This is a genomic window from Streptomyces sp. NPDC001100, from assembly GCF_053598575.1.
Genome location: NZ_JBSFKO010000034.1, coordinates 12,497 through 34,624 on the forward strand (window position 1 = coordinate 12,497; position 22,128 = coordinate 34,624).

Annotated in this window: 22 protein-coding genes; 11 read left to right on the forward strand and 11 right to left on the reverse strand. The window is 69.7% G+C overall.

Going from position 1 to position 22,128, the window contains the following annotated elements; translation table 11 throughout:
- The first annotated feature begins 1 nt into the window (after position 1).
- The gene (gene metG / locus ACWDEW_RS36435) at positions 2 to 1,579 is read left to right on the forward strand and encodes a methionine--tRNA ligase (protein WP_450518738.1); all 1,578 of its coding nucleotides are present in this window, start codon (positions 2 to 4) and stop codon (positions 1,577 to 1,579) included.
- Here the strand turns inward: metG and ACWDEW_RS36440 are convergent.
- Entirely contained in the window at positions 1,576 to 2,313 is a 738-nt protein-coding gene (locus ACWDEW_RS36440; protein WP_450518740.1) for an SDR family NAD(P)-dependent oxidoreductase, read from the reverse strand. The genes metG and ACWDEW_RS36440 overlap by 4 nt on opposite strands.
- A 116-nt stretch (positions 2,314 to 2,429) precedes the next feature.
- Here ACWDEW_RS36440 and ACWDEW_RS36445 point away from each other — a divergent pair, with 116 nt between their 5' ends.
- From ACWDEW_RS36445 to ACWDEW_RS36455, 3 genes are all read left to right on the forward strand, one after another.
- The gene (locus ACWDEW_RS36445) at positions 2,430 to 3,074 is read left to right on the forward strand and encodes a TetR/AcrR family transcriptional regulator (protein WP_450518742.1); all 645 of its coding nucleotides are present in this window, start codon (positions 2,430 to 2,432) and stop codon (positions 3,072 to 3,074) included.
- A gap of 46 nt (positions 3,075 to 3,120) precedes the next feature.
- Complete coding sequence (locus tag ACWDEW_RS36450; protein ID WP_019073464.1) at positions 3,121 to 3,597, forward strand: hypothetical protein; 477 nt, start codon at positions 3,121 to 3,123, stop codon at positions 3,595 to 3,597.
- Between the two features lie 94 nt (positions 3,598 to 3,691).
- Complete coding sequence (locus ACWDEW_RS36455; protein WP_450518744.1) at positions 3,692 to 5,128, forward strand: VCBS repeat-containing protein; 1,437 nt, start codon at positions 3,692 to 3,694, stop codon at positions 5,126 to 5,128.
- Between the two features lie 22 nt (positions 5,129 to 5,150).
- On the opposite strand, the gene ACWDEW_RS36460 is transcribed toward ACWDEW_RS36455, so the two are convergent.
- From ACWDEW_RS36460 to ACWDEW_RS36470, 3 genes are read right to left on the reverse strand one after another with little or no spacing between them, the layout of a single operon-like run.
- Positions 5,151 to 6,506, reverse strand: coding sequence for a pectate lyase family protein (locus tag ACWDEW_RS36460; protein ID WP_450518746.1), 1,356 nt, complete (start codon positions 6,504 to 6,506; stop codon positions 5,151 to 5,153).
- Between the two features lie 53 nt (positions 6,507 to 6,559).
- Positions 6,560 to 6,853, reverse strand: coding sequence for a DUF397 domain-containing protein (locus ACWDEW_RS36465; protein ID WP_450518747.1), 294 nt, complete (start codon positions 6,851 to 6,853; stop codon positions 6,560 to 6,562).
- Between the two features lie 2 nt (positions 6,854 to 6,855).
- On the reverse strand, positions 6,856 to 7,233 hold the full coding sequence (locus ACWDEW_RS36470; RefSeq protein WP_450518749.1) for a Scr1 family TA system antitoxin-like transcriptional regulator: 378 nt from the start codon (positions 7,231 to 7,233) through the stop codon (positions 6,856 to 6,858).
- Between ACWDEW_RS36470 and ACWDEW_RS36475 the strand changes: the two genes are divergently transcribed.
- Together ACWDEW_RS36475 and ACWDEW_RS36480 are read left to right on the forward strand one after the other, a co-directional pair.
- Positions 7,189 to 7,335: a hypothetical protein gene (locus ACWDEW_RS36475; RefSeq protein WP_450518904.1), complete on the forward strand. Its 147-nt coding sequence runs from the start codon at positions 7,189 to 7,191 to the stop codon at positions 7,333 to 7,335. The two genes, ACWDEW_RS36470 and ACWDEW_RS36475, sit on opposite strands and share 45 nt — an antisense overlap.
- Before the next feature lie 31 nt (positions 7,336 to 7,366).
- Positions 7,367 to 8,176 (forward strand): hypothetical protein, encoded by an 810-nt coding sequence (locus ACWDEW_RS36480; protein ID WP_450518751.1) that lies wholly within the window; start codon positions 7,367 to 7,369, stop codon positions 8,174 to 8,176.
- Between the two features lie 10 nt (positions 8,177 to 8,186).
- On the opposite strand, the gene ACWDEW_RS36485 is transcribed toward ACWDEW_RS36480, so the two are convergent.
- The 3 genes from ACWDEW_RS36485 to aspS form a co-directional block, all read right to left on the reverse strand.
- Positions 8,187 to 8,630 carry a hypothetical protein gene (locus ACWDEW_RS36485; RefSeq protein WP_450518753.1) on the reverse strand — a complete coding sequence of 148 codons (444 nt, stop codon included), beginning with the start codon at positions 8,628 to 8,630 and terminating at the stop codon, positions 8,187 to 8,189.
- Positions 8,631 to 8,717: 87 nt separating this feature from the next.
- Positions 8,718 to 9,677 (reverse strand): intradiol ring-cleavage dioxygenase, encoded by a 960-nt coding sequence (locus tag ACWDEW_RS36490; protein WP_450518755.1) that lies wholly within the window; start codon positions 9,675 to 9,677, stop codon positions 8,718 to 8,720.
- Positions 9,678 to 9,807: 130 nt separating this feature from the next.
- On the reverse strand, positions 9,808 to 11,571 hold the full coding sequence (aspS, locus tag ACWDEW_RS36495; RefSeq protein WP_450518757.1) for an aspartate--tRNA ligase: 1,764 nt from the start codon (positions 11,569 to 11,571) through the stop codon (positions 9,808 to 9,810).
- A gap of 165 nt (positions 11,572 to 11,736) precedes the next feature.
- Here aspS and ACWDEW_RS36500 point away from each other — a divergent pair, with 165 nt between their 5' ends.
- On the forward strand, positions 11,737 to 13,881 hold the full coding sequence (locus tag ACWDEW_RS36500) for a SpoIIE family protein phosphatase (protein WP_450518758.1): 2,145 nt from the start codon (positions 11,737 to 11,739) through the stop codon (positions 13,879 to 13,881).
- Here the strand turns inward: ACWDEW_RS36500 and ACWDEW_RS36505 are convergent.
- The 4 genes from ACWDEW_RS36505 to ACWDEW_RS36520 form a co-directional block, all read right to left on the reverse strand.
- Positions 13,833 to 14,897, reverse strand: a complete 1,065-nt coding sequence (locus ACWDEW_RS36505) for an AI-2E family transporter (RefSeq protein ID WP_450518760.1) — start codon at positions 14,895 to 14,897, stop codon at positions 13,833 to 13,835. The two genes, ACWDEW_RS36500 and ACWDEW_RS36505, sit on opposite strands and share 49 nt — an antisense overlap.
- Positions 14,898 to 14,960: 63 nt before the next feature.
- Positions 14,961 to 15,359: a peptidase inhibitor family I36 protein gene (locus ACWDEW_RS36510; RefSeq protein WP_450518761.1), complete on the reverse strand. Its 399-nt coding sequence runs from the start codon at positions 15,357 to 15,359 to the stop codon at positions 14,961 to 14,963.
- A 192-nt stretch (positions 15,360 to 15,551) separates the two neighbouring features.
- Positions 15,552 to 16,523: a pirin family protein gene (locus ACWDEW_RS36515; protein ID WP_450518763.1), complete on the reverse strand. Its 972-nt coding sequence runs from the start codon at positions 16,521 to 16,523 to the stop codon at positions 15,552 to 15,554.
- 116 nt (positions 16,524 to 16,639) lie between these two features.
- Positions 16,640 to 17,113 carry an SseB family protein gene (locus ACWDEW_RS36520; protein WP_019073480.1) on the reverse strand — a complete coding sequence of 158 codons (474 nt, stop codon included), beginning with the start codon at positions 17,111 to 17,113 and terminating at the stop codon, positions 16,640 to 16,642.
- Positions 17,114 to 17,251: 138 nt separating this feature from the next.
- Between ACWDEW_RS36520 and ACWDEW_RS36525 the strand changes: the two genes are divergently transcribed.
- The 4 genes from ACWDEW_RS36525 to ACWDEW_RS36540 all read left to right on the forward strand — a co-directional run bounded on the left by ACWDEW_RS36525 (position 17,252) and on the right by ACWDEW_RS36540 (position 22,087).
- Entirely contained in the window at positions 17,252 to 19,078 is a 1,827-nt protein-coding gene (locus tag ACWDEW_RS36525; protein ID WP_450518765.1) for an acyl-CoA dehydrogenase, read from the forward strand.
- Positions 19,079 to 19,197: 119 nt separating this feature from the next.
- The gene (locus ACWDEW_RS36530; RefSeq protein ID WP_450518767.1) at positions 19,198 to 20,493 is read left to right on the forward strand and encodes a M18 family aminopeptidase; all 1,296 of its coding nucleotides are present in this window, start codon (positions 19,198 to 19,200) and stop codon (positions 20,491 to 20,493) included.
- Between the two features lie 87 nt (positions 20,494 to 20,580).
- Positions 20,581 to 20,808 carry a DUF6458 family protein gene (locus tag ACWDEW_RS36535; RefSeq protein ID WP_450518769.1) on the forward strand — a complete coding sequence of 76 codons (228 nt, stop codon included), beginning with the start codon at positions 20,581 to 20,583 and terminating at the stop codon, positions 20,806 to 20,808.
- A 220-nt stretch (positions 20,809 to 21,028) separates the two neighbouring features.
- Positions 21,029 to 22,087, forward strand: coding sequence for a glycosyltransferase (locus ACWDEW_RS36540; protein WP_450518770.1), 1,059 nt, complete (start codon positions 21,029 to 21,031; stop codon positions 22,085 to 22,087).
- Positions 22,088 to 22,128 lie beyond the last annotated feature (41 nt).

Sequence of the window (22,128 nt, forward strand, 5' to 3'; positions counted from 1 at the left end):
GATGACGTACTACTACGTCACCACCCCCATCTACTACGTCAACGACGCCCCGCACCTCGGCCACGCCTACACCACGGTCGCCGCCGACGTCCTCGCCCGCTGGCACCGCCGGCGCGGGGAGGACGTCTGGTTCCTCACGGGCACGGACGAGCACGGCCAGAAGATCCTGCGCACGGCGGAGGCGAACGGCGTGCCCCCGCAGGAGTGGGCGGACCGTCTGGTCGAGGAGTCGTGGAAGCCGCTCTGGGACCATCTCGCCATCTCCAACGACGACTTCATCCGCACCACGGAGCGCCGGCACACGGACCGGGTCCAGGAGTTCGTGCAGGACCTGCACGACAAGGGCGAGATCTACAAGGGCGGTTACGAGGGCCCGTACTGCGTCTACTGCGAGGAGTACAAGCTCCCGGGCGAGCTGATCGAGGCGGAGGACGGCACGCTGTTGTGTGCCATCCACCGCCGCCCGGTGGAACTCCTCAAGGAGGAGAACTACTTCTTCAAGCTGAGCGAGTACGGCGACCGTCTCCTCGCCCACTACGAAGCCCACCCGGACTTCATCCAGCCCGCCTCGGCCCGCAACGAGGTCGTGAACTTCGTCCGCCAGGGCCTCCAGGACCTGTCGATCTCCCGCTCGACGTTCGACTGGGGCGTCAAGGTCCCCTGGGACCCCTCGCACGTGATCTACGTCTGGGTCGACGCGCTCCTCAACTACGCGACCGCCGTGGGCTACAACGAGAACCCGGCGAAGTTCGGGGCCACCTTCCCCGCCGACGTCCATCTCGTCGGCAAGGACATCCTCCGCTTCCACGCCGTGATCTGGCCCGCGATGCTCATGGCCAACGGCCTGCCGCTGCCGGGCCGGATCGCCGCCAACGGCTGGCTGATGGTCGGCGGCGAGAAGATGTCCAAGTCGAACCTGACCGGCATCAGCCCCCAGACCCTGACCGCGCACTTCGGCGTGGACGCCTACCGCTGGTACTTCCTGCGCGCGATCGCCTTCGGCCAGGACGGCTCCTTCTCCTGGGAGGACTTCACCGCCCGCTACACCAGCGAACTCGCCAACGGCTACGGCAACCTGGCGTCCCGGGTGACCGCGATGACGGCGCGCTACTTCGACGGTGCGCTGCCCACGCCGGGGGAGGAGACCGAGGCCGAGCGCTCACTCAAGTCGGCTCTGCTGACGGCGACTTCGGAGGCGGACCGCCGTATCGGCGACCAACTCGACTTCCAGGGCGGCATCCTGGCCGTCCTCGACCTCGTCCGGCAGGTCAACGGTTATCTGACCGACCAGGAGCCCTGGAAGGTCGCCAAGTCCGACTCCCCCGAGGCCCGCGACCGCCTGGCGACGATCCTCTACACGGCGGCCGACTCCCTCCGCGCGATCGCGATCCTCCTCGAACCGGTCATGCCGGAGACGTCGCAGCGGCTGTGGGACTCCCTGGGCGCGTCGACCTCCTTGGGTCCACTGAGTGACCAGCGGATCCAGGACGCCTCCACCTGGCGCGCGCTTCCACCCGGCTCCCCGGTGACGAAGGGCGCGGTCCTCTTCCCGCGCCTTGAGGACCGTACGGACACCTAACCGAACACACTGAACGTGCCCTCGGCCCGGTCCCGGCCGGCCACCAACTCCCAGGCGCCGTCGGCGATTTCGTCCGGGTCGAGAGTGCGGTCGCCGACGTTCCCGAACTGCTCGGGGTTTGACGTGACCAGCTGGTGGATGTCACCGCGCTCGATGAGTCCGCCGATGACCAGGTTCCCGGCGTAGACCCCCGTGTCGGCGAGCGCAGCGTTGAGGGTCAGGGCGTAGTTGCGCAGGGCGGCGGCCGAGACGGCGAGCGCGCCGAGCGCGGGCATCGGCACCACGGCACTGAGCCCGCCCGCGAACACGAAGGCGCCGGCGCCCCGTTCGACCATCCCGGGCAGCACCCTGCCGACCACGTCGACGGCCGGATACATCCAGCTCATCGCCCCCTGGACGTCGGCGGAGTCGGCCTCGGTGATCGACTTGGGGCGGCTCGCGTCGAGGTCGAGGGCGCCCGGTCCGTAGTAGACGAGGTCGATACGGCCGTAGCGCTCGACGACGGTGTCGAGGACCGAGCCGAGCTGCTTGGTGTCGCGCATGTCGGCGACGTAGGACGCGGCCTCGACGCCCGCCGCGGCGAGGGACGCGACATGGCCGGCGTGCCGGACGTCGCTGCGGGACACGAGCACCACGGCGTACCCCTCGCGGCCGAAGCGGTGGGCGACGGACATGCCGAGCCCGGGGCCGACCCCGAGGACGACGGCGACCTTGGACTGTTCCGATGAGGACATGGCGGAGCCCTTCCGGACGAGTTCACGGACACGACCAACCTGAGGCACACCTCAACTTACGGCTCCGACCGTAACACGGAACCTGAGGCTCACCTCAAGTTCCGTATGATGGCGTCATGCACAAGCCCGCCCCCGCCCCCAAGCCCCTGCGGGCCGACGCAGCGCGCAACCGGGCGAAACTGCTCGCCGCCGCCACCGAGGTGTTCGGCGAGCGCGGTCTGGACGCGTCGCTGGAGGAGATCGCCCGGCGGGCCGGGGTCAGCATCGGCACGCTGTACAACCACTTCCCGACCCGGGAGGCGTTCTGGGACGCGATCTTCCCGGAGCGGCTGGCCGCGCTGGAGCGGGTCGTGGAGTCGGCACTGGCGGCCCCGGACCCCTGGGACGGGTTCGTCGGGTACATCGAGGGGCTGTTCGCACTACAGGCCGAGGACCATGGCCTGAACGACGCGCTGGCGCAGCGGTTCCCGGCGGCGGGGGAGGTCGAGCGGGCCTGTCACCGCGGCTTCCGGCGCGCGGAGCAGATCATCGAACGGGCCCGGGACAGCGGGCAGTTGCGCCCAGATTTCGAGCCGGAGGACCTGGTCACCCTGATCTGGGCGATGTCCCAGGTGATCCGCGAGTCGATGACGACGGCACCCGACGCCTGGCGCCGCTGCCTGGCCTTCTTTCTCGACGGCCTGCGGACTGGTGCGGCGCATCCCATCGCGGTGCCACCATTGACCCCGGGTCAACTCAGCGAGGTCATGCGGGCTCGGTGACGGACCCCGACGCAGACGTGTTCGCGCCAACCCGTAAGGTGCCGCCATGGCAGTCCCCGAGGTCATCCCGATCGCCTACGACCCGAACCAGCGCAGCGGGGCCGTCGGCCGCTACGCGGACGGTCAGTTCCTGGCGTCGGTCACCTACGCGTTCCCCCAGGGTTTCCGTCCCGGCGACGGCTGGGAAGAGCAGAAACGTCTCTACACGGTGCTCCACACCTTCGACGCCGCGGGCCGCTACCGCGACTCGGAGATCTGGTGCGCCGGCACCTGGGCCGAGCAGCAGCGCGCCCCGCACGGCGACGACTCGGTCCTCTCCCAGGCCCGTATCCACCTGGCGAAACTGCTGCGCGCCCTCCCCCGCCGCAGCTACACCGACATCGCGGTCCGGCCCTTCCAACGCACCGTGGACGGCGTCCTGTTCGGCCTGCTGATCGAGGAGGACGAGGACGGCAGCTGGGCCGAGCTGTATCCGGACCGGCACGCCTTCGGGCCGCCTTGGGACGGCACGTACGACAGCTGAGTCCCCACCCCCAACTCCCTTGCAGCCAGGGGCTTTACACTGCACGCCTGGTGTCGGCGCACAGGGGGTGCGCCTGGGGTGGGAGGGGACTCGCATGAGCAACTCGAAGGCGTACGGCGGGAGATGGAGAGCCGCGGCAGTCGTCGCCGCGGCCCTGGTCGGCGGGACACTGCTGCCCGCCGCGCCCGCACTCGCCGTGCACGGAGCGGTCCCCGGCGACTTCAACGGCGACGGATACCGCGACGCCGTCCTGCCCGCGCCGGGCGCGAACGTGGCCGGCAAGGAGGCGGCGGGCGCGGTCGTCGTCCTGTACGGGTCCTCGTCGGGCCTCTCGGCGGCTCACCGCAAGACGATCACCCAGAACACCGCCGGGGTACCGGGCACGGCAGAGGCGTACGACGGGTTCGGCTCCGTCACCGCGACGGCCGACCTCAACCGGGACGGCTACGCGGACCTGGTGGTCTCCACTCCGTACGAGGACACCGCCCGCGGCAAGGACGCCGGTCTGGTCACCGTGTTGTGGGGCGGCAAGAACGGGCTGACGACGGCCACCGACCTGCCGGCGCCGTCGGACTACCTGGAGCGGTTCGGCATCGACCTGTCCGCCCTGAGCATCGGCGCGGGCAGCAGGACGCAGGTCGCGGTCGCCGGATCGGAGGGCTCCCTGGTCTTCAAGGGACCGTTCAGCCGCACCGGCACCTTCGGTTCGATCGCACGCGAAGACGTCACCGCCTCCCCGGCGAGCGTCGCGCTCGGCGACTTCGACGGCAACGCCGTGCTCGACCTGGCCGTCACCACCCAGGGCCTCAGCGATCTGAGCGGTGGCGAGGTCTACGTCGACCCGGCCACCACCTTCATGAATCCGAAGCAGGGCAACGGACTCATCGACGCAGCGGGCGACATCAACGGCGACGGATACGCCGACCTCGTGGTCGGCGATCCCTGGGAGCCCGAAGTCGCCGGCGTGGACGGCGCGTTGGGCGGTCGGGTGCTGGTCTACTACGGCTCGGCGACCGGCATCGCGACCGACGCCAAGCCGCTCCAGCTGACCCAGAACACCGCCGGGGTGCCCGACACCAGCGAGAAGGGCGACGCGTTCGGCGGTGCCCTGACCGTGGCAGACCTGAACCGGGACGGGCTCGCCGACATCGTGGTGGGCGCCCCCTACGAAGGCGTCGCGGGCAAGAAGCGGGCCGGCGCGGTGACCGTGATCCCGGGCCGCCGCACGGGTGCGCTCGGCACCGGCGCCTATGCGTTCACCCAGGACACCGCGGGCGTCCCCGGCGCCTCCGAGACCGACGACTTCTTCGGTACGACGGTCTCGGTCGGCGACGTCAACAAGGACGGCAAGCCGGAACTGTTCGTGAGCGCGGCGCAGGAGAACAACAGCACCGGCGCCGTCTGGGTCTTTCCCGGCGGCGTCTCGGGCCCCGTGGCCCAGGGCAGCCGTCTCTTCACGGCGCCCTCGGTCGGCCTCACCCAGCAGAGCGGCACGACCCTGGGAGGGAACGGGCTCCTCTGGCTGATCTGAGGCAACGGCCGTTCACCGCAGGCTACTTGAGTACCCCGGCCCCGGTCGTGGTGGCGAGCTCCGTCGGGAGGTTCTTGGCGGAGGTCTCCAGGCCGGCCGTGAGGGTCGGCGTCCAGTTCACGGTGGTCTTCAGCTTCTTGGAGTTGACGGCGTTGTAGGCGGCGACGAGATCGGTGGCCGTTCCGTTGACGAGGTTGCCGCCACCGGCGATGGACCCGGTGCCGTCACCGCTGAACAGCTTGCCGACCTTCTGACTGGCGGGGATCTTCCAGTAGTTGTCCTCTGCCACGACCTGGGCCTTGGCGCGCGAGTTCACGCTGTACTGGAGGACGTACCCGTTGAGGGTCGTGGTGTCGTAGTAGTTGTTGTAGATGTGGATCTGCCCGATCCGGGCCAGCGGCGCCCGCTGCACGATGCCCTTCCACACGTTGTGGTGGATGGAGACGCGCAGCTTGCCGACGCTGTCGGTGTCGCTGCTGCCGATCAGCATCGTCTTGTCGTGGTTGGTGAACTGGTTGCGCTCGACGGTCACCAGGTCCGAGCCCTTGGTGATGTCGAGGTCGCCGTCGTGGATCTGGTACTGGCGCCCGTAGTACGTCGGGTCGGTGGTGTCGAGCCCCGGCGCGTCGGTGAACGTGTTGTGGTCCGCCCAGACATGCGTGGCACCGCGCAGCGTCACGGCGTCGTACTGCGAGTTCCAGTTCCCGCTGTCCCCGTCCGTCGGGTCCCACTGCGGGAAGCAGTCCTGGGTGGCGGCGAAGGTCAGGTTCCGCACGATGACGTTGTTCACGCCCTGGATCTGCAACATCCCGCCGGTGATCCCGGCGTTGGTACTGGGCACGCCCACGACGCTCGTATTGGCGGGCACCCGGAAGATGACGTTCTTCGCCTGCTTGGCCTGGGCGGCGGCCCGCGCCTTCTCCTGCGTGCCGGAGGGCAGCTTCGAGCGGCCGTAGGTGGAGGGGTCGAAGGCCTTGAGGTAGGCGGACAGCGAGTACCCGGTCCCGGAGGAGTAATCCGCGCAGGTCAGCTTCTTGCCGGAGTCGTCGGTGTTGGCGTCGATCGTGCCCTTGATCTTGACGATCCGGGGCGTGGTGTCACTGACCGACCCCAGCGCCTTCACGAGCTGCGCGCGGGTGCTCACGGTGAAGGTGTGCGCGGCATCGGCCTTCGCGCCACCGGTGGTACCGGTCCCGGACGAGGCCCACCCGTCCTTGGCCGCGAGGGTCTGGTGGTACAGGTCGACGCTGGTACTGGCGGCGTTCGCGCTCAGCACGAGGAACCCGGCACCGATACCTGCGGCGGCTGCGGCAGCGGTGACGACGACGGTACGGCGCTTGCGGAGCGAGCGGCGGTGCGAGGGAGAAGTCGTGGCCACGGGGGAGTCCTTTGGTGCGGCGAGGGGTTACGACTCCTCAGTGGCCGTGGGGATCAGGAAGGTTGCCGCGGTTGTGGAGAATTTCGGGACGGGGGGGTGCCCATCCCAGGGGGTACCTGAAAAAGTGTGTCGCTTTGCGCGAGAGTGTCACGCTTTGTAAAGAGGGGTGTGCCGCCCCGCCCGTGCAGGCGACGGAGGAGGGCGGCGAGCCCGCTGGGAGCGACGGGAAGTATTCGGGCGGGGTCGTCGCTCTCCCTGAGCAGCAACTCACCTTCACCATAGGCAAGTTCCACGCACGAGGAACCGTCCGAGCCGCTTGAGAAGGTCGACTTCTGCCACTCGATCACGGCTACAACTCCTTGGCGAGGCGATGGAGGAAATCCCTCGACGGGGCGGGCTCAAGCGATGCCGACTCCACTTTACGGAAGAGCGTTCGCATCGCCTGAAGTTGCGCGGCCGCGTCCACGAACGCCGCTCCAGACGGAGTGTCCTTCTGCACGGTGTCCAGCGCGGCTACGCGCCCACCCGCATACAGCAGGGCGGCACTGGCACCCGCGAACCCGTCGACGTCGAACGGGATCACGCGCACGGTGACCCCGGGTCGCTCCGACTGCCCCAGGAGCTCGTCGAGTTGCCCCCGTGCCACACGCCGGTCGGCAACCCCAGTCCGCAAGACGGACTCATGACCCAGCAGCCGGCACTGTCCGTGCTCTCGGCGATCGTTCATAGCGAGGACCGCAGAGCGCCCGCCATACTGGAAGCGATGGTCCGTGGACTCCTGTCGTTCGATCCGGGCACCACCGTCGAGGACAGTGCCGACCAGGTCTGATCGACCCCGGTCGGCGCATAGGCTCCACCCCGTGCCCGAACTCCCCAGCCTTCACGAAACCGTCGCCGGCGCCATCGTCGAACGTGTCGGTGGCGCGACGCTGCCCTTCCAGGAGGCCACCGGACGGGAGGGCAGTCACTCGACGCTCTTCTGGTTCAACGAACTCGTGGAGAGCACACCGGACGGTGACGTGGTCCGGCAGTACCTCGTGACGGCCGGGGAGTGCACCCGTGGGGTCGACATCGCCGAGGTGACCATACGGCCGTCGCTGTGCGACCCGGCGCCGAGCGCCGAGAAACTGCTCATCCCCGACTTCGCCGAGGGCTGGACCCACCTGGGCGACTCGGGCGACCTGGGCGTCGCGATGATGCCCTCGGCCGATCTGCACACGTACGCCGACCGCAAGGGCTGGCGCTGGAACACCGACGAGATAACCGACGGCATCGCCGCCAAGGACGAGGACATCGCGCGGATCGGCGCCGAACCCGTCGTAGCGTACGTCCTCGGTCATGACGTCGATCCGGACGACGGTGCCCGGGATCAGGCCGTGGTGGTCGGCAAGGTCGCCCGCGCGGGCGACGGAACCATCCGCTGGGGCGGCAGACTTCCCCAAGGGTGCGTGGGCGCCCCGGTGTTCATGTTCGTCCCCCTCGGCGGCGACAACTTCAAACTGGTCTGCGTGGGAGTCGCGCTGCCGCCCGACGGCCGCGACTTCGGCCACCACCCCGTGGCCACGTTCGACGCCGTACGCCGGGCCCTGGACGCGCTCGATTCCGAGACCCCGGCGCCCACCGCCGCCGTCCCGCCCCGTGGACGCCGCTGGTGGCGGCGCCGTAGCTGACCGGGCCCTCTCACGCCGCTACGACCGCTCCCAGTGCCGCACGCGCCGTGGCGATATGGGCGAGCCCTTCCTTGGCCACCTGTGTCGCCCGAGCGTATTCGTCCGCCGTGTGGGCCGCGGCCAGTTGGGCGCCGGCCGCCCGGTGGCATTCCGCTGCGGCCGTCAGCGCGCGCGTCGCCGTTTCGCCCGCGCCCGCCCAGAGCCTCGCCTCCGGGACGGACAGGCTCGCGCCGAGCCGCAGTACCCAGCCGCTGGCCTCGACCTCCGCGTCCAGGTCGGACAGGGCCCGCGGCCGGTGCGAGCGGCGCTGCGCGACGACGGCGAACGCCGCCCCGGCTGTCAACAGCAGTGCGAGTACGACGTATCCCATCGCTTCCTCCCGGCCTTCACGGTCCACGGGCCGGGCGGTTCCGGCCTCGTACGTCCATGACACGCCCTGCCTCTGTGCGGGCACATCGATATTCCTGTGTGTCCGCTGCGAGGTTTCCATGGCGGGGGGGCGTGTGGGGCGTACGGGGCCGGTGTTGTCGTAATCCAGTCGTCAGCCTGTCGTCGGCGACGGTGAGGCGGACGCCGAAGCCGACGGGGCCGGACCCCCTCCGCCGCCCTCCCCGTCGTTCGTCTCGTCCGGGTCCACCGCCAGCGTCAGACGCGCGTGGACGCCCCGGGCGATGCGCCGCCTGTCGTACCTGAGGTAGAGCAGGCCGCCCTCGTGGCCGTTCTGCGGGTAGATCCCGTCCTCGGTGAGCGTCGTGCGGGTCGCCGTGTTGGAGACGTACGGCTCCAGGACCGCCGTCGCCAGGACCGACTTCTCGTCGAAGAAGAGCTGGCCCGTGTGGCAGGTGTGGCCGCCCTCGTAGCCCACGTCCGTCCACTCGCCGTCGACGTGGACCTTGACGTGGATGTGGACGCAGCGGCCCTGGTACCAACCGGGGAACACCGTCTTGAAGGTGACCTGGCCGTGCCGGTCGGTGTGCCAGGTGCCGCGCAGGAAGCGGTCGTCGTCGGTCGGTTCCTGGTGGCCTCCGCCGCCACCGGGCGGCGGGCCACCCGTCGGGGTGCCGGTCGGAGTGTCGGTCGGGGTGCCCGACGGCGGCGCGCCCGTGGGGGCCGGGCCGCCGCCTCCGCCCGCCTCGTAGCCGGAGTAGACGCCCGTCGCGTTGCAGTGCCAGATGTCCACGGCCGCGTTGCGCAGCGGTCTGCACGTGTCGGCGTCGATCACCTTCAGGGCCAGGGTGAGCGGGATGCCCTCCTGGTCCTCCGTCACATCACGGCGGATCTTGTCGGCGTCGATGTAGTACGGGCCCTCGACCAGCTCCGAGGTGAGCGTGTAGCAGGCCTCCGGCGTCGCGGTCGCCCCCGCCGGAGCCCTCTCCTCCGCCGACGCGCTGGCCGAGAGTGCTCCGGCGACGCCCACGGCCGTCACGGCCGCACCGCCTGCCACCAGGACCGTACGGCGGGCCAACTGTCCTCTGTCTTCCGGTACTTGGGAATCCGTCATGGCCCGGAAGGTAGAGGTGACCGACGTGGCATGAACATGAGAATGCGCTGTGAATCCTGTGAGCAAGTGAAAGGGCTCGAAACCGACCCCGGTTCCGAGCCCCGCGCCATCGGCTACCGCCGGTCGCCCACTACTTCGGCTGCGGCTTCCGCACCGACAGGTGCAGCTCCCGCAGTCGCGTCTCGTCCAGCTCCGTCGGCGCACCCATCATCAGATCCTGCGCGTTGCCGTTGAGCGGGAACGCGATCGTCTCGCGGATGTTCGGCTCCTCCGCGAGCAGCATGACGATGCGGTCGACGCCGGGGGCGATCCCGCCGTGCGGCGGGGCGCCGAAGCGGAACGCGCGCAGCATGCCGGCGAACTGCTCCTCGACGGTCTCGCGGTCGTAGCCCGCGATCTCGAAGGCCTTGAGCATGATGTCGGGCTCGTGGTTCCGGATCGCGCCGGAGGAGAGCTCGACGCCGTTGCAGACGATGTCGTACTGCCAGCCCAGGATGTCCAGCGGGTCCTGGGTCTCCAGGGCCTCCAGGCCGCCCTGCGGCATCGAGAACGGGTTGTGCGAGAAGTCGATCTTCCCGGTCTCCTCGTCCTTCTCGTACATCGGGAAGTCGACGATCCAGCAGAAGCGGAAGACGCCCTCCTCGAAGTGGCCGGCGCGCTTCGCGGCCTCGACGCGGACCGCGCCCATGATCTTCGAGACCTCTTCGAACTCGCCCGCGCCGAAGAAGACGGCGTGGCCCGCGGCCAGCGACAGGCGCTTGGTCAGCTCGGCGACGTTCTCCTCCGTGAGGAACTTCGCGATCGGGCCCGTCAGCGAGCCGTCCTCGGTCACGCGGACCCAGGCCAGGCCCTTCGCGCCAAGCGTGACCGCGAAGTCGCCGAGCTGGTCGAAGAACTTGCGGGGCTGCGCCGATACGTCCGGCACCGCGAGCGCGCGCACGTGCTGGCCGGCGAAGGCCTTGAACTCCGAGCCCTCGAAGATGTCGGTGATGTCGGTGAGTTCGAGCTTCGCGCGCAGGTCGGGCTTGTCGGAGCCGTACTTCAGCATCGACTCGCGGAACGGGATGCGCGGGAAGGGGGAGGTGACCTCCTGGCCGCCGCCGAACTCCGTGAACAGCTCCGTCATCAGCTTCTCGATCGGCTGGAAGACGTCCTCCTGTTCGACGAAGCTCATCTCGACGTCGAGCTGGTAGAACTCGCCCGGCGAGCGGTCCGCGCGGGCGTCCTCGTCGCGGAAGCAGGGCGCGATCTGGAAGTAGCGGTCGAAGCCGGAGATCATCAGCAGCTGCTTGAACTGCTGCGGCGCCTGCGGGAGGGCGTAGAACTTGCCCGGGTTCAGGCGGGACGGGACCACGAAGTCGCGCGCGCCCTCGGGGGAGGTCGCGGAGAGGATCGGGGTGGCCATCTCGTTGAAGCCGAGGGCGACCATCTTCGAGCGGATCGAGGCGATCACCGAGGACCGCAGCATGATGTTGCGGTGCATGCGCTCGCGGCGCAGGTCCAGGAAGCGGTACTCAAGGCGCCGCTCCTCGTTGACCCCGTCCTCGGTGTTGATCGTGAAGGGGAGCGGGGCCGCGGCGCCGAGCAGCTCGACCTCGCCGACCTCGACCTCGATCTCACCGGTCGGCAGGTCCGGGTTCACGTTGTCCGTGCCCCGGGAGACCACCTTGCCGTCGACGCGGATCGTCGACTCCTTGGTGACCTTGTCGAGGGCCTCGTACGCGGGCGTGCCGGGGCGGGCGACGAGCTGCGTGATGCCGTAGTGATCGCGCAGATCGATGAAGAGGATGCCGCCCAGGTCGCGCCGATTGTGCAGCCAGCCACTCAGTCGGACGTCGGTGCCGACGTCAGAGGAGCGGAGCTCGCCGCAGGTGTGGGACCTGTACCGATGCATCGTCGTTCATCCAGCCTTCGCGGATCGGGGAGTGTTTCACGTGAAACGTCCAGGGCCGGAGCCCGGACGTCCCAAGGGTACCGGCCACCCATTGATCGCCTCCCCACCATTAAGCGCGGAGCCCATCGGTGGCACTTACCGATCTCCTCTTCTTAGAGTGGGGCAATGCGCACTGGTGAGCCCCTGCCCGCCGTGGGGGAGGTACTCGCCGCCCTCGCGACCGGCCTGTGGCACTGGAACACCGCCACAGAGCTGGTCACGGTGGACGCCGAGGCCGCACGGCTGCTCGGGCTGCCCGCCGAGCCGACCACCCTCACGGAGGCCCAGACCCGGGCCAGACTCCACCCCGTCGACTGGAACGAGATCGCCGGGGTCGTCGGCCTGGCCGTCGCCGAGGGCACCCTCGCCGAGGTCCGCATCCGGATCATGGACGGCCGGGGCCGGGTGATCCGCACCGTCCGCAGCCGCTCCAAGCCGTCCTACGACCCCGAGACCCGGTCCTTCGAGCTGATCGGCACCCTCCAGGAGGTCACCGAGCCCACACCGGGCACGCCCGCCGGACGGACGGCCGTCACCGGTGACTGGCGGCGCTCCCGGGAGGCCTTCCTGCTGGACGCGGGCCGGGCGCTCGCCGAGGCGCGGTCCACGGCGGAGGTGCTGCGGGTGGCGGCGGGCCTGTCGATGCCGGGCTTCTCGCCGGACGGGCTCGCCGTGTTCGGGGTGTCGGGCGACCGGCTCACGATCATCGGGCACCACGGGCACCAGCCGGGCGACGAGGACCCGTTCTCGCACATGTCCCTGGTGACGGACTATCCGGCCGCCGAGGTCGTACGGACCGGCCGTGCCGTGTATCTGTCCACGCCCGAGCAGTACAAGGAGCGCTACCCGGTCACCTGGCCGCTCGCGCAGCACTTCCACCGGCAGTCCTGGGCGTTCCTGCCGCTGACCGTCGCCGGGCGCACGATGGGCGCCTGGATGGCCGCCTTCACCTACCCCGTCGCCTTCACCCCGGACGAGCGGTCCGTGCTCACCACGGTCGCCCGGATGCTCGCCCAGGCCCTGTCCCGGGCCGGGGTCGCCGAGTCCGAGCGGGAGCTGACCGACGGACTCCAGCGCTCGATGCTGCCCACGCTGGGCCCGGAGATCCCGGGTATGAGCGTCGCCGCCCGCTACATACCGACCGGCGGCGGCCTCCAGGTCGGCGGCGACTGGTACGACATGATCCCGCTGCCCACCGGGCGCATCGCGCTCGTCATCGGCGACGTTCAGGGCCATGACGTGCGCGCCGCCGGGCTGATGGGGCAGCTCCGCATCGCGCTGCGCGCCTACGCCTCTGAGGGCCACCGCCCGGACGCGGTGCTCTCGCGCGCCTCCCGCTTCCTGCACGGCATCACCAACGGCGACCCGGAGACGACCGACCCGCGCTTCGCGACCTGCCTGTACGTCGAGGCCGACCCGGAGACCGGCGTCCTGGAGATCGCCCGCGCCGGCCATCCCGACCCCGCGATACGCATGGCGGACGGGACGGTGCTGATGCGGCCCACGGCGGGCGGACTGCCGCTCGGCATCGACCCGGACGCCGACTATCCGACGACCACGCTCGCCCTGGAACCCGGCGAGACCATGCTGATCTGCACCGACGGGCTGATCGAGACCGGCGGCCACGATCTGGAGACGGGCTGGCAGCGCATCCGGACCACCCTGGAGGAGCACAAGGGCGACCTGGAGGAACTGGCCGACGCGCTCGTCCAGGCCGTCCACGGCCCTTCCTCCCACCACACCACCGGCCCGCTCGCCGACCGCCGCGAGGACGACATCGCCGTACTCCTGCTGTCCCGGGAGGGCGAGAGCTGCGGCTGCGGCGACACGGTGACCGATCCGCCGAAGATCCGCCGTACGGTGCTCACGGTCGCGCAGGCCGAGCCCGAGCGGATCGCGGTGGCCCGGCAGCAGCTGCGCGAACTCCTCCACGACTGGACCGGCGCCGACCAGGTCGACTCGGCGGTCCTGCTCGTCTCCGAGATGCTCACCAACGTCCTCGTGCACACCGACGCCGACGCCCTGCTGACCGCCGAGGTAGCCGGTGAGCCCGGTGAGCGGCGGATGCGGGTCGAGGTCACGGACGCCGGCGACGACCTCCCGCACAAGCGGCACCCCGGTGAACTGGCGTCCTCCGGGCGCGGGTTGCTGCTGATCGAGCTGCTCGCCGAGACCTGGGGCGTGGACCCGAGGGGCGAGGGCAAGAGCATCTGGTTCGAGCTCTACGAGTCCGACGGCGACGGTTCCGCGGCGGGGTCCGCCGTGCCGTAGCGCGCCCGCAGTTCGTGGACGACGCCGAAGACCGCGGCGGTCAGCGGCACCGCGAGCAGCATGCCGAGGATGCCGGCCACCGAGGCTCCGGCGGTGATCGCGATCATCACGACCGCCGGGTGCATCTGCACGGTCCGGCTCTGGATCGCCGGCTGCAGGACGTGTCCCTCCAGGACCTGCACCGCGACGACGATCCCGAGGACCCACAGCGCGATGACGGCACCCCGGTCGGCGAGCGCGACCAGCACGGCGACCGCGCCGGAGAGGAACGCGCCGAGGTAGGGGACGTAGGCGCCGAGGAAGACCAGGGCGGCCAGGCCCACCGCCCCGGGCACGTCCAGCACGAGCAGGCCGATGCCGATGCAGGTGGCGTCGATGAGGGCGATCACGGTGGTGCCCCGCATGAAGCCCTCGACGGCCTCGAAGGCCCGGCGGGCCATGGCCTCGACGAGGTCGGCGGTGCCGTGCGGGGCGAGCGAGCGCAGCAGTCCGGTGGCGAGGTGGGAGTCGCGCAGGAAGAAGAAGACGAGCAGCAGCGCCAGTACGGCCATGGCGATCGCCTCGCCGACGACACTGACCCCGCTGATCACGTTGGAGGCGGCCGTCCCGCCGAACTTGGTGAGCAGCTCCTTGGCGTTGGAGGCGAGGTCGTCCAGCGAGGTCCCGGCGGCCCCGAAGTGGTCGGAGACGGAGTTCGCCGCGTCCTTGAGCGAGGACACGATCTGGTCCCCGGTGTCGATCAGCGCGGCGACGACGATGTAGACGGCTCCGCCGACCGCGGCGACGACGGCGACACAGGTGACGGCGGCGGCCACGGACCGGTTGACCCCGGCCTTCACCTGGCGCCGGTACAGCGGCCCGAGCAGCGCGGTGCCGAGCAGCGCGAGCAGCACGGGTGTGACGGCGGTCCTGAGCTCGGCGCAGAGCCGGATCCCGACGTAGACGACCCCGGAGACGAGCAGGACGACGGCGCACCAGGCGGCGAGCCGTCGTACGGCGTCGGGGAGGAGCTGCACGGTCCCAGCCGACCACGCGGAAGGCGGGCCGTCCCGTGGGGACGGCCCGCCCGGGTGACGGAATCAGCAGGTGGGGCCCACCGCGTCGATCCTCGTACCGAAGTTGGTGTCGTAGGCCTGGGCGTAGTCGCCGGAGAGGACCGGCCGCTTCTCCTGCGGGCTCCAGTCGATGAAGCACGCGCTGGCGTTGGCCTTGAAGGAGTACACGTGGTCGTGCAGGTTGGACGGCATGTCGCGGTACCCGGAGCCGGGGGTCCACCGCCACGGGGTGCCCAAGTAGTTCCTGTCGTGCCAGAAGCAGATCTCCCCCGCCCCGCAGTTCTCGTCCGCGCGGTGCGGCGCGGCGCTCGCGGCCTGTCCGGTGGGGGTGGAGGGGGTACGGGCCTGGGTGGGGCTCGCCGCGCCGGTCAGGGCGAGACAGGTGGCCGCCATGACGACGGCCGGGCTCATGCGGATACGCACGCGTGACGTCCTTGCACTCGGTGTCCACTTTCAGCCGGTCTCTTTCCGCGCGCGGGACCTTCATGCCCGGGCCGGGCCCGGCTCACCCGGACTGAGGACCCGGACCGGCCGCCGCCCGGCATGCCGAAGCCCCGTCCGGACAAGGACGGGGCTTCGGGAATCTCCGTGCTACGAAGGTTTCTCCACTACGGCTTACAGACCGCCCTCGCCCATGCCGTGCACGGCGGGGATGGTGCCCAGCCGGCCCTTCTGGAAGTCCTCGAAGGCCTGCTGGAGTTCCTCGCGGGTGTTCATGACGAACGGGCCGTAGTGCGCCATCGGCTCCCGGATCGGCCGGCCGCCGAGGATGACGACCTCCAGGTCCGGGGTGTGCGAGTCCTGCTGCTCGTCCGCGCGGACGGTCAGCGAGGAACCGGCGCCGAAGACGGCGGTCTGGCCCAGGTGGATCGGGCGGCGGTCGGCGCCGGCCGAGCCCTTGCCCGCCATGACGTAGACGAGGCCGTTGAAGTCCTCGCGCCAGGGCAGGGTGAGCTCCGCGCCCGGGGCCACGGTGGCGTGCACCATCGTGATCGGGGTGTGGGTGATGCCGGGGCCCTGGTGGCCGTCCAGCTCACCGGCGATGACGCGCAGCAGCGCGCCGCCGTCGGGGGTGGTCAGCAGCTGCACCTGGCCGCCGCGGATGTCCTGGTAGCGGGGGGCCATCATCTTGTCCTTGGCCGGGAGGTTGACCCAGAGCTGGAGCCCGTGGAACAGCCCGCCGGACACGACCAGCGACTCCGGCGGCGCCTCGATGTGCAGCAGGCCCGCGCCCGCCGTCATCCACTGGGTGTCGCCGTTGGTGATGGTGCCGCCGCCACCGTTGGAGTCCTGGTGGTCGAAGACGCCGTCGATGATGTAGGTGACGGTCTCGAAGCCGCGGTGGGGGTGCCAGGGGGTGCCCTTGGGCTCGCCCGGCGCGTACTCCACCTCGCCCATCTGGTCCATCATGATGAACGGGTCGAGGTGGCGGTAGTTGATCCCGGCGAACGCACGGCGCACCGGGAAGCCCTCACCCTCGAAACCGCTCGGTGCGGTCGTGACGGTGAGCACGGGACGTGCCACGGCGTCAGCCGGCGCGGCCACGCGGGGCAGGGTCAGCGGGTTCTCTACGGTCACTGCAGGCATGTCGGGACCTCCTTGTGCGTCGAGTTTAGTTGAGCGTTGAACTTTCTGCTACCCCACAACAGAAGAAGCCCGGAGGGCATTCCCTCCGGGCGTTGCGTGCAACGGGGTGCCGGACGTCAGCCGTACATGCGGCGCATCGCGAACTCCACCATCTGCTCGACCGCCTTCGCGTCGAACACCATCCGGTGCTCACCCTCCATGTCGACGACGAAGCCGTAGCCGGTCGGCAGCAGGTCGATGACCTCGGCGCCGGTGATCACGAAGTACTTGGACTCCTTGCCGGCGTAGCGGCGCAGTTCCTTCAGCGAGGTGAACATCGGGATCACCGGCTGCTGGGTGTTGTGGAGGGCGAGGAAGCCCGGGTTGTCGCCGCGCGGGCAGTAGACCTTGGAGGTCGCGAAGACCTGCTGGAAGTCCTCCGCGGCCATCTGCCCGGTGGTGAAGGCGCGTACCGCGTCCGCGAGCGAGGGCGGGGACGGCTCGGGGTAGAGCGGTGGCTGCTGGCCGTAGCCGCCCACGCCACCGGCCATCTGCTGCTGGGGCGGGACGTACCCCTGCTGAGCCCCGACGTTCTGGTCGTAGCCGTACATGCGAGCAAGAGTACTGAGTCACAGATGGACGGCTTGGGGTTGCTTCTTATTACCGGCGGGTAGCATCATCGTAGCTACTGCTTGGTACACATCTCGCTACACATCTCGCTGTACGTATCTTTCTACGGAGTCGTCGCCATGGGGCACTACAAGTCGAATCTCCGCGACATCGAGTTCAACCTCTTCGAGGTCCTCGGGCGCGACAAGCTGTACGGCACCGGTCCGTTCGCGGAGATGGACACGGACACCGCGAAGAGCGTCCTGGAGGAGCTGACCCGGCTCGCGGAGAACGAGCTCGCGGAGTCCTTCGCCGACGCCGACCGCAACCCGCCGGTCTTCGACCCGGAGACGAACACCGCGCCCGTGCCGGCCTCCTTCAAGAAGAGCTACAAGGCCTTCATGGAGTCCGAGTACTGGCGGCTGGGACTGCCCGAGGCGATCGGCGGCACGACGGCTCCGCCCTCCCTGATCTGGTCGTACGCGGAGCTGATCCTGGGCGCCAACCCGGCCGTGTGGATGTACTCCTCCGGTCCGGCCTTCGCCGGGATCCTCTACGACGAGGGCAACGACGTACAGAAGAAGATCGCGCAGCTCGCGGTGGAGCGGACCTGGGGTTCGACCATGGTGCTGACCGAGCCCGACGCGGGTTCGGATGTCGGCGCGGGCCGTACCAAGGCCATCCAGCAGGAGGACGGCTCCTGGCACATCGAGGGCGTCAAGCGCTTCATCACCTCCGGTGAGCACGACATGGAGGAGAACATCCTCCACTACGTGCTGGCGCGGCCCGAGGGCCACGGCCCGGGCACCAAGGGGCTCTCCCTCTTCCTCGTGCCGAAGTTCCTCTTCGACGTCGAGACCGGCGAGCTGGGCGAGCGCAACGGCGTCTACGCCACCAACGTCGAGCACAAGATGGGCCTCAAGGCCTCCAACACCTGCGAGATGACCTTCGGCGACCGCCACCCGGCCAAGGGCTGGCTGATCGGCGACAAGCACGACGGCATCCGCCAGATGTTCCGGATCATCGAGTTCGCCCGCATGATGGTCGGCACGAAGGCCATCTCGACCCTGTCGACCGGCTACCTCAACGCCCTTGAGTACGCCAAGGAGCGCGTCCAGGGTCCCGACCTCGCGCAGTTCATGGACAAGACCGCGCCCAAGGTCACCATCACGCACCACCCGGACGTGCGCCGCTCGCTGATCACGCAGAAGGCGTACGCCGAGGGCATGCGCGCCCTGGTCCTCTACACCGCGTCGATCCAGGACGCGATCGCCGTCAAGGAGGCCGAGGGCTCCGACGCCTCCACCGAGCACGCGCTCAACGACCTGCTCCTGCCGATCGTCAAGGGCTACGGCTCCGAGAAGGGCTACGAGCAGCTCGCCCAGTCGCTCCAGACCTTCGGCGGCTCCGGGTTCCTCCAGGAGTACCCGATCGAGCAGTACATCCGCGACGCCAAGATCGACACCCTGTACGAGGGCACCACCGCGATCCAGGGCCAGGACTTCTTCTTCCGGAAGATCGTCCGCAACCAGGGCGCGGCCCTCAACTCCCTCGCCGAGGACATCAAGAAGTTCCTCGCCCTGGGGACGGGCGGCGAGGAGCTGGCCGGTGCCCGCGAGCACCTCGCCAAGGCGGCCGTCGAGCTGGAGGCCATCGTCGGTCTGATGCTCACCGACCTCGCGGCGACCGAGCAGGACGTCAAGAACATCTACAAGGTGGGCCTCAACACCACCCGCCTGCTGCTCGCCTCCGGTGACGTCGTCGTCGGCTACCTGCTCCTCAAGGGCGCCGCCGTCGCCGTGGAGAAACTGGAGACGGCTTCCGCGAAGGACAAGCCCTTCTACACCGGCAAGATCGCGGCTGCGAAGTTCTTCGCGGCCAATGTGCTGCCCGGTCTGACGCTGGCCCGCAAGGTCGCCGAGGGTGTCGAACTGGACCTGATGGAACTGGACGAAGCCGCCTTCTAGCCAGCCGGAAACCCGTTCCGGGACAGACCGGAACAGCTACGCGAAACCCCACATCGCCCTTGCGAGGGCCCGCTCCCATCACCCGGAGCGGGCCCTCGTCCGTCGTTAAGGTGAACCCCATGAGCGAACCCCCCCGCTTCGACCGCGGCCACACCGACGACCTCATGTCCTTCCTCGCGGCGTCCCCCACGCCGTACCACGCCGTGGCGAACACCGCCCAGCGGCTGGAGAAGGCCGGATTCAAGCAGGTCGCCGAGACGGACGCCTGGGAGGGGACGACCGGCGGCAAGTACGTGCTGCGCGGTGGCGCGATCGTGGCCTGGTTCGTCCCCGAAGGTGCGGCACCCCACACCCCCTTCCGCATCATCGGCGCGCACACCGACTCCCCGAACCTGCGGGTCAAGCCGCGCCCCGACACCGGTGCGCACGGCTTCCGCCAGGTCGCCGTCGAGATCTACGGCGGACCGCTGCTCAACTCCTGGCTCGACCGCGACCTCGGCCTCGCCGGCCGGCTGAGCCTGCGGGACGGCTCGACCCGCCTGGTGAACGTGGACCGGCCGCTGCTCAGAGTGCCCCAACTCGCCATCCACCTGGACCGGTCCGTGTCCGCTGAGGGGCTCAAGCTGGACAAGCAGCGCCACCTCCAGCCGATCTGGGGCCTGGGCGACGACGTCCGCGACGGCGACCTGATCGCCTTCCTGGAGGAGGAGTCGGGGCTCGCGCCGGGCGAGGTCACCGGCTGGGACCTGATGACGCACTCCGTCGAGGCGCCCTCCTACCTGGGCCGCGACCAGGAGTTCGTCGCCGGCCCGCGCATGGACAACCTGCTCTCCCTGCACTCGGGCGCCGCCGCGCTCGCCTGCGCCGTCGGCCGCGAGAACCTGCCGTACATCCCCGTGCTCGCCGGCTTCGACCACGAGGAGAACGGCTCGCAGTCCGACACGGGCGCGGACGGGCCGCTGCTCGGCGGGGTGCTGGAGCGTTCGGTGTTCGCGCGCGGCGGATCGTACGAGGACCGGGCACGTGCCTTCGCGGGCACCGTCTGCCTCTCCTCCGACACCGGGCACGCCGTGCACCCCAACTACGCGGAGCGGCACGACCCGACGCACCACCCGCGGGTCAACGGCGGGCCGATCCTCAAGGTCAACGTCAACAACCGCTACGCCACGGACGGTTCGGGCCGCGCGGTATTCGCCGCCGCCTGCGAGAAGTCCGGTGTGCCGTTCCAGACCTTCGTCTCCAACAACTCCATGCCCTGCGGCACGACGATCGGCCCGATCACCGCGGCCCGGCACGGCATCAAGACCGTCGACATCGGCGTGGCGATCCTCTCGATGCACAGCGCCCGCGAACTCTGCGGCGACCGCGACCCGTTCCTGCTGGCCAACGCGCTGCTGGCGTTTCTGGAGGGCTAGTCAAGTCCCCTGCGGCGCATGGGTGTTGCCGCCCCGGGTACCCGGAGGCGGACCGGGCCGACCGGACCGGACAGGGAGGCGACACTCATGGGCCTGGGCGGCTGCATCATCCTCATCGCCGTCGGCGCGATTCTGACCTTCGCGACCGACTGGCACATGCAAGGGGTCAACCTCGACCTGGTCGGCGTGATCCTCATGGTCGTCGGGCTGATCGGCGTCGTGACGTTCAGCAGCCTGGCACGGCGCCGGCGCGTGGTGATACCGGGCCAGACGACCGTCGTCGAGGACGACGAGTCGCGCGGCTACCGCGGCTGATCCGGGGCCCGACGCAGGGCTTCGGCGGTTGATACGGGGGCGTAACCCGCACTAAGGCGGAATCACCCGCACAGGACATCCAAAGACAACCGTGAGCAATTCGTGACGCCAGTCGTATTGTGCGGTTGTGTGAGCCTCGTGAAGACTCTGTGCAGTTGAGGGTCCGGGAAAAGGCAGCCCCGGGCCCGTCGCACGATTCATCACGGGGGAGGCCGCTGCCGTGCCCGAACCACGGCTGGTGGTGCTCATACCGGCCCACAACGAGGCGGACCGCATCGGCGCCGCGATCGAGGGCTTGTGGCGGCAAACCCGTAAACCCGACCTGATCGTCGTCGTCACCGACAACTGCACCGACGACACGGCCGAGGTCGCCGCCTCGCACGGCGCGGACATCTTCGCCACGCAGGGCAACACCCACAAGAAGGCCGGCGCCCTCAACCAGGCCATCGACTGGGTCCTGCCCCACCTCGACGAACGCGATCTGCTCCTCGTCCAGGACGCGGACACCGTCCTCAACCCCTGGTTCAGCGAGACCGCGATGGCCACCTTCAACCGCAAGGTCGGCGCCGTCGGCGGAGTCTTCTACGGCGAGCAGGGCGGGGGACTCCTCGGACTGCTCCAGCGCATGGAGTTCCAGCGCTACGCCTGGGAGCTCGACCGCACCGGCGGCAAGGCCCAGGTCCTCACCGGCACCGGCACCATGTTCCGCGCCCGCGTCCTGCGCGAGGTCCGCGAGGCCCGCCATTCGGGGCGGATCGGCGGCGGCGACGGCTACTACAGCCTCGCCTCGCTCACCGAGGACGACGAGATGACCAAGGCGGTCAAGACCCTCGGCTACCGCGCCATGTCCCCGGCGGGCTGCGCGGTCACCACCGAGGTCATGACCAGCCTCCCCAAACTCTGGCACCAGCGCCTGCGCTGGCAGCGCGGCGCCCTGGAGAACCTCCGCGACTACGGCTGGACCAAGGTCACCGCCCGCTACTTCCTCCAGCAGTTCCTGATGGGCTTCGGCGCGCTGTCGTTCCTGGTCTACCTGACCTTCATGGCGACGTACACGACGATGTACGGCTTCCCCGGCGTCTCCCCGTTCTGGACCGCGATCGGCCTGATCTTCGTGGTCGAGAAGACCGTCTCCGTCCGCCGCGCCGGACCCCTCGCGGTCCTGGTCGCGGCGCTGATGATCCCGGAGATGCTCTACGACCTCTTCCAGCACGCCGTCTACTTCACCTCGCTGTGGGGGCTGGTCCGCCGCAGCGAGGAGAAGTGGGTGGCCACCTAGCCCACCCCCCTACGCAACCGCACATCCCGCAAGGAGAAATA

Bases quoted from the DNA above. Each gene is read 5' to 3' on its own strand.
- metG (WP_450518738.1), top strand. From the start codon at position 2: ATGACGTACTACTACGTCACCACCCCCATCTACTACGTCAACGACGCC.
- ACWDEW_RS36440 (WP_450518740.1), bottom strand. From the start codon at position 2,313: ATGTCCTCATCGGAACAGTCCAAGGTCGCCGTCGTCCTCGGGGTCGGC.
- ACWDEW_RS36445 (WP_450518742.1), top strand. From the start codon at position 2,430: ATGCACAAGCCCGCCCCCGCCCCCAAGCCCCTGCGGGCCGACGCAGCG.
- ACWDEW_RS36450 (WP_019073464.1), top strand. From the start codon at position 3,121: ATGGCAGTCCCCGAGGTCATCCCGATCGCCTACGACCCGAACCAGCGC.
- ACWDEW_RS36455 (WP_450518744.1), top strand. From the start codon at position 3,692: ATGAGCAACTCGAAGGCGTACGGCGGGAGATGGAGAGCCGCGGCAGTC.
- ACWDEW_RS36475 (WP_450518904.1), top strand. From the start codon at position 7,189: ATGACCCAGCAGCCGGCACTGTCCGTGCTCTCGGCGATCGTTCATAGC.
- ACWDEW_RS36470 (WP_450518749.1), bottom strand. From the start codon at position 7,233: ATGAACGATCGCCGAGAGCACGGACAGTGCCGGCTGCTGGGTCATGAG.
- ACWDEW_RS36490 (WP_450518755.1), bottom strand. From the start codon at position 9,677: ATGACGGATTCCCAAGTACCGGAAGACAGAGGACAGTTGGCCCGCCGT.
- aspS (WP_450518757.1), bottom strand. From the start codon at position 11,571: ATGCATCGGTACAGGTCCCACACCTGCGGCGAGCTCCGCTCCTCTGAC.
- ACWDEW_RS36500 (WP_450518758.1), top strand. From the start codon at position 11,737: ATGCGCACTGGTGAGCCCCTGCCCGCCGTGGGGGAGGTACTCGCCGCC.
- ACWDEW_RS36515 (WP_450518763.1), bottom strand. From the start codon at position 16,523: ATGCCTGCAGTGACCGTAGAGAACCCGCTGACCCTGCCCCGCGTGGCC.
- ACWDEW_RS36520 (WP_019073480.1), bottom strand. From the start codon at position 17,113: ATGTACGGCTACGACCAGAACGTCGGGGCTCAGCAGGGGTACGTCCCG.
- ACWDEW_RS36525 (WP_450518765.1), top strand. From the start codon at position 17,252: ATGGGGCACTACAAGTCGAATCTCCGCGACATCGAGTTCAACCTCTTC.
- ACWDEW_RS36530 (WP_450518767.1), top strand. From the start codon at position 19,198: ATGAGCGAACCCCCCCGCTTCGACCGCGGCCACACCGACGACCTCATG.
- ACWDEW_RS36535 (WP_450518769.1), top strand. From the start codon at position 20,581: ATGGGCCTGGGCGGCTGCATCATCCTCATCGCCGTCGGCGCGATTCTG.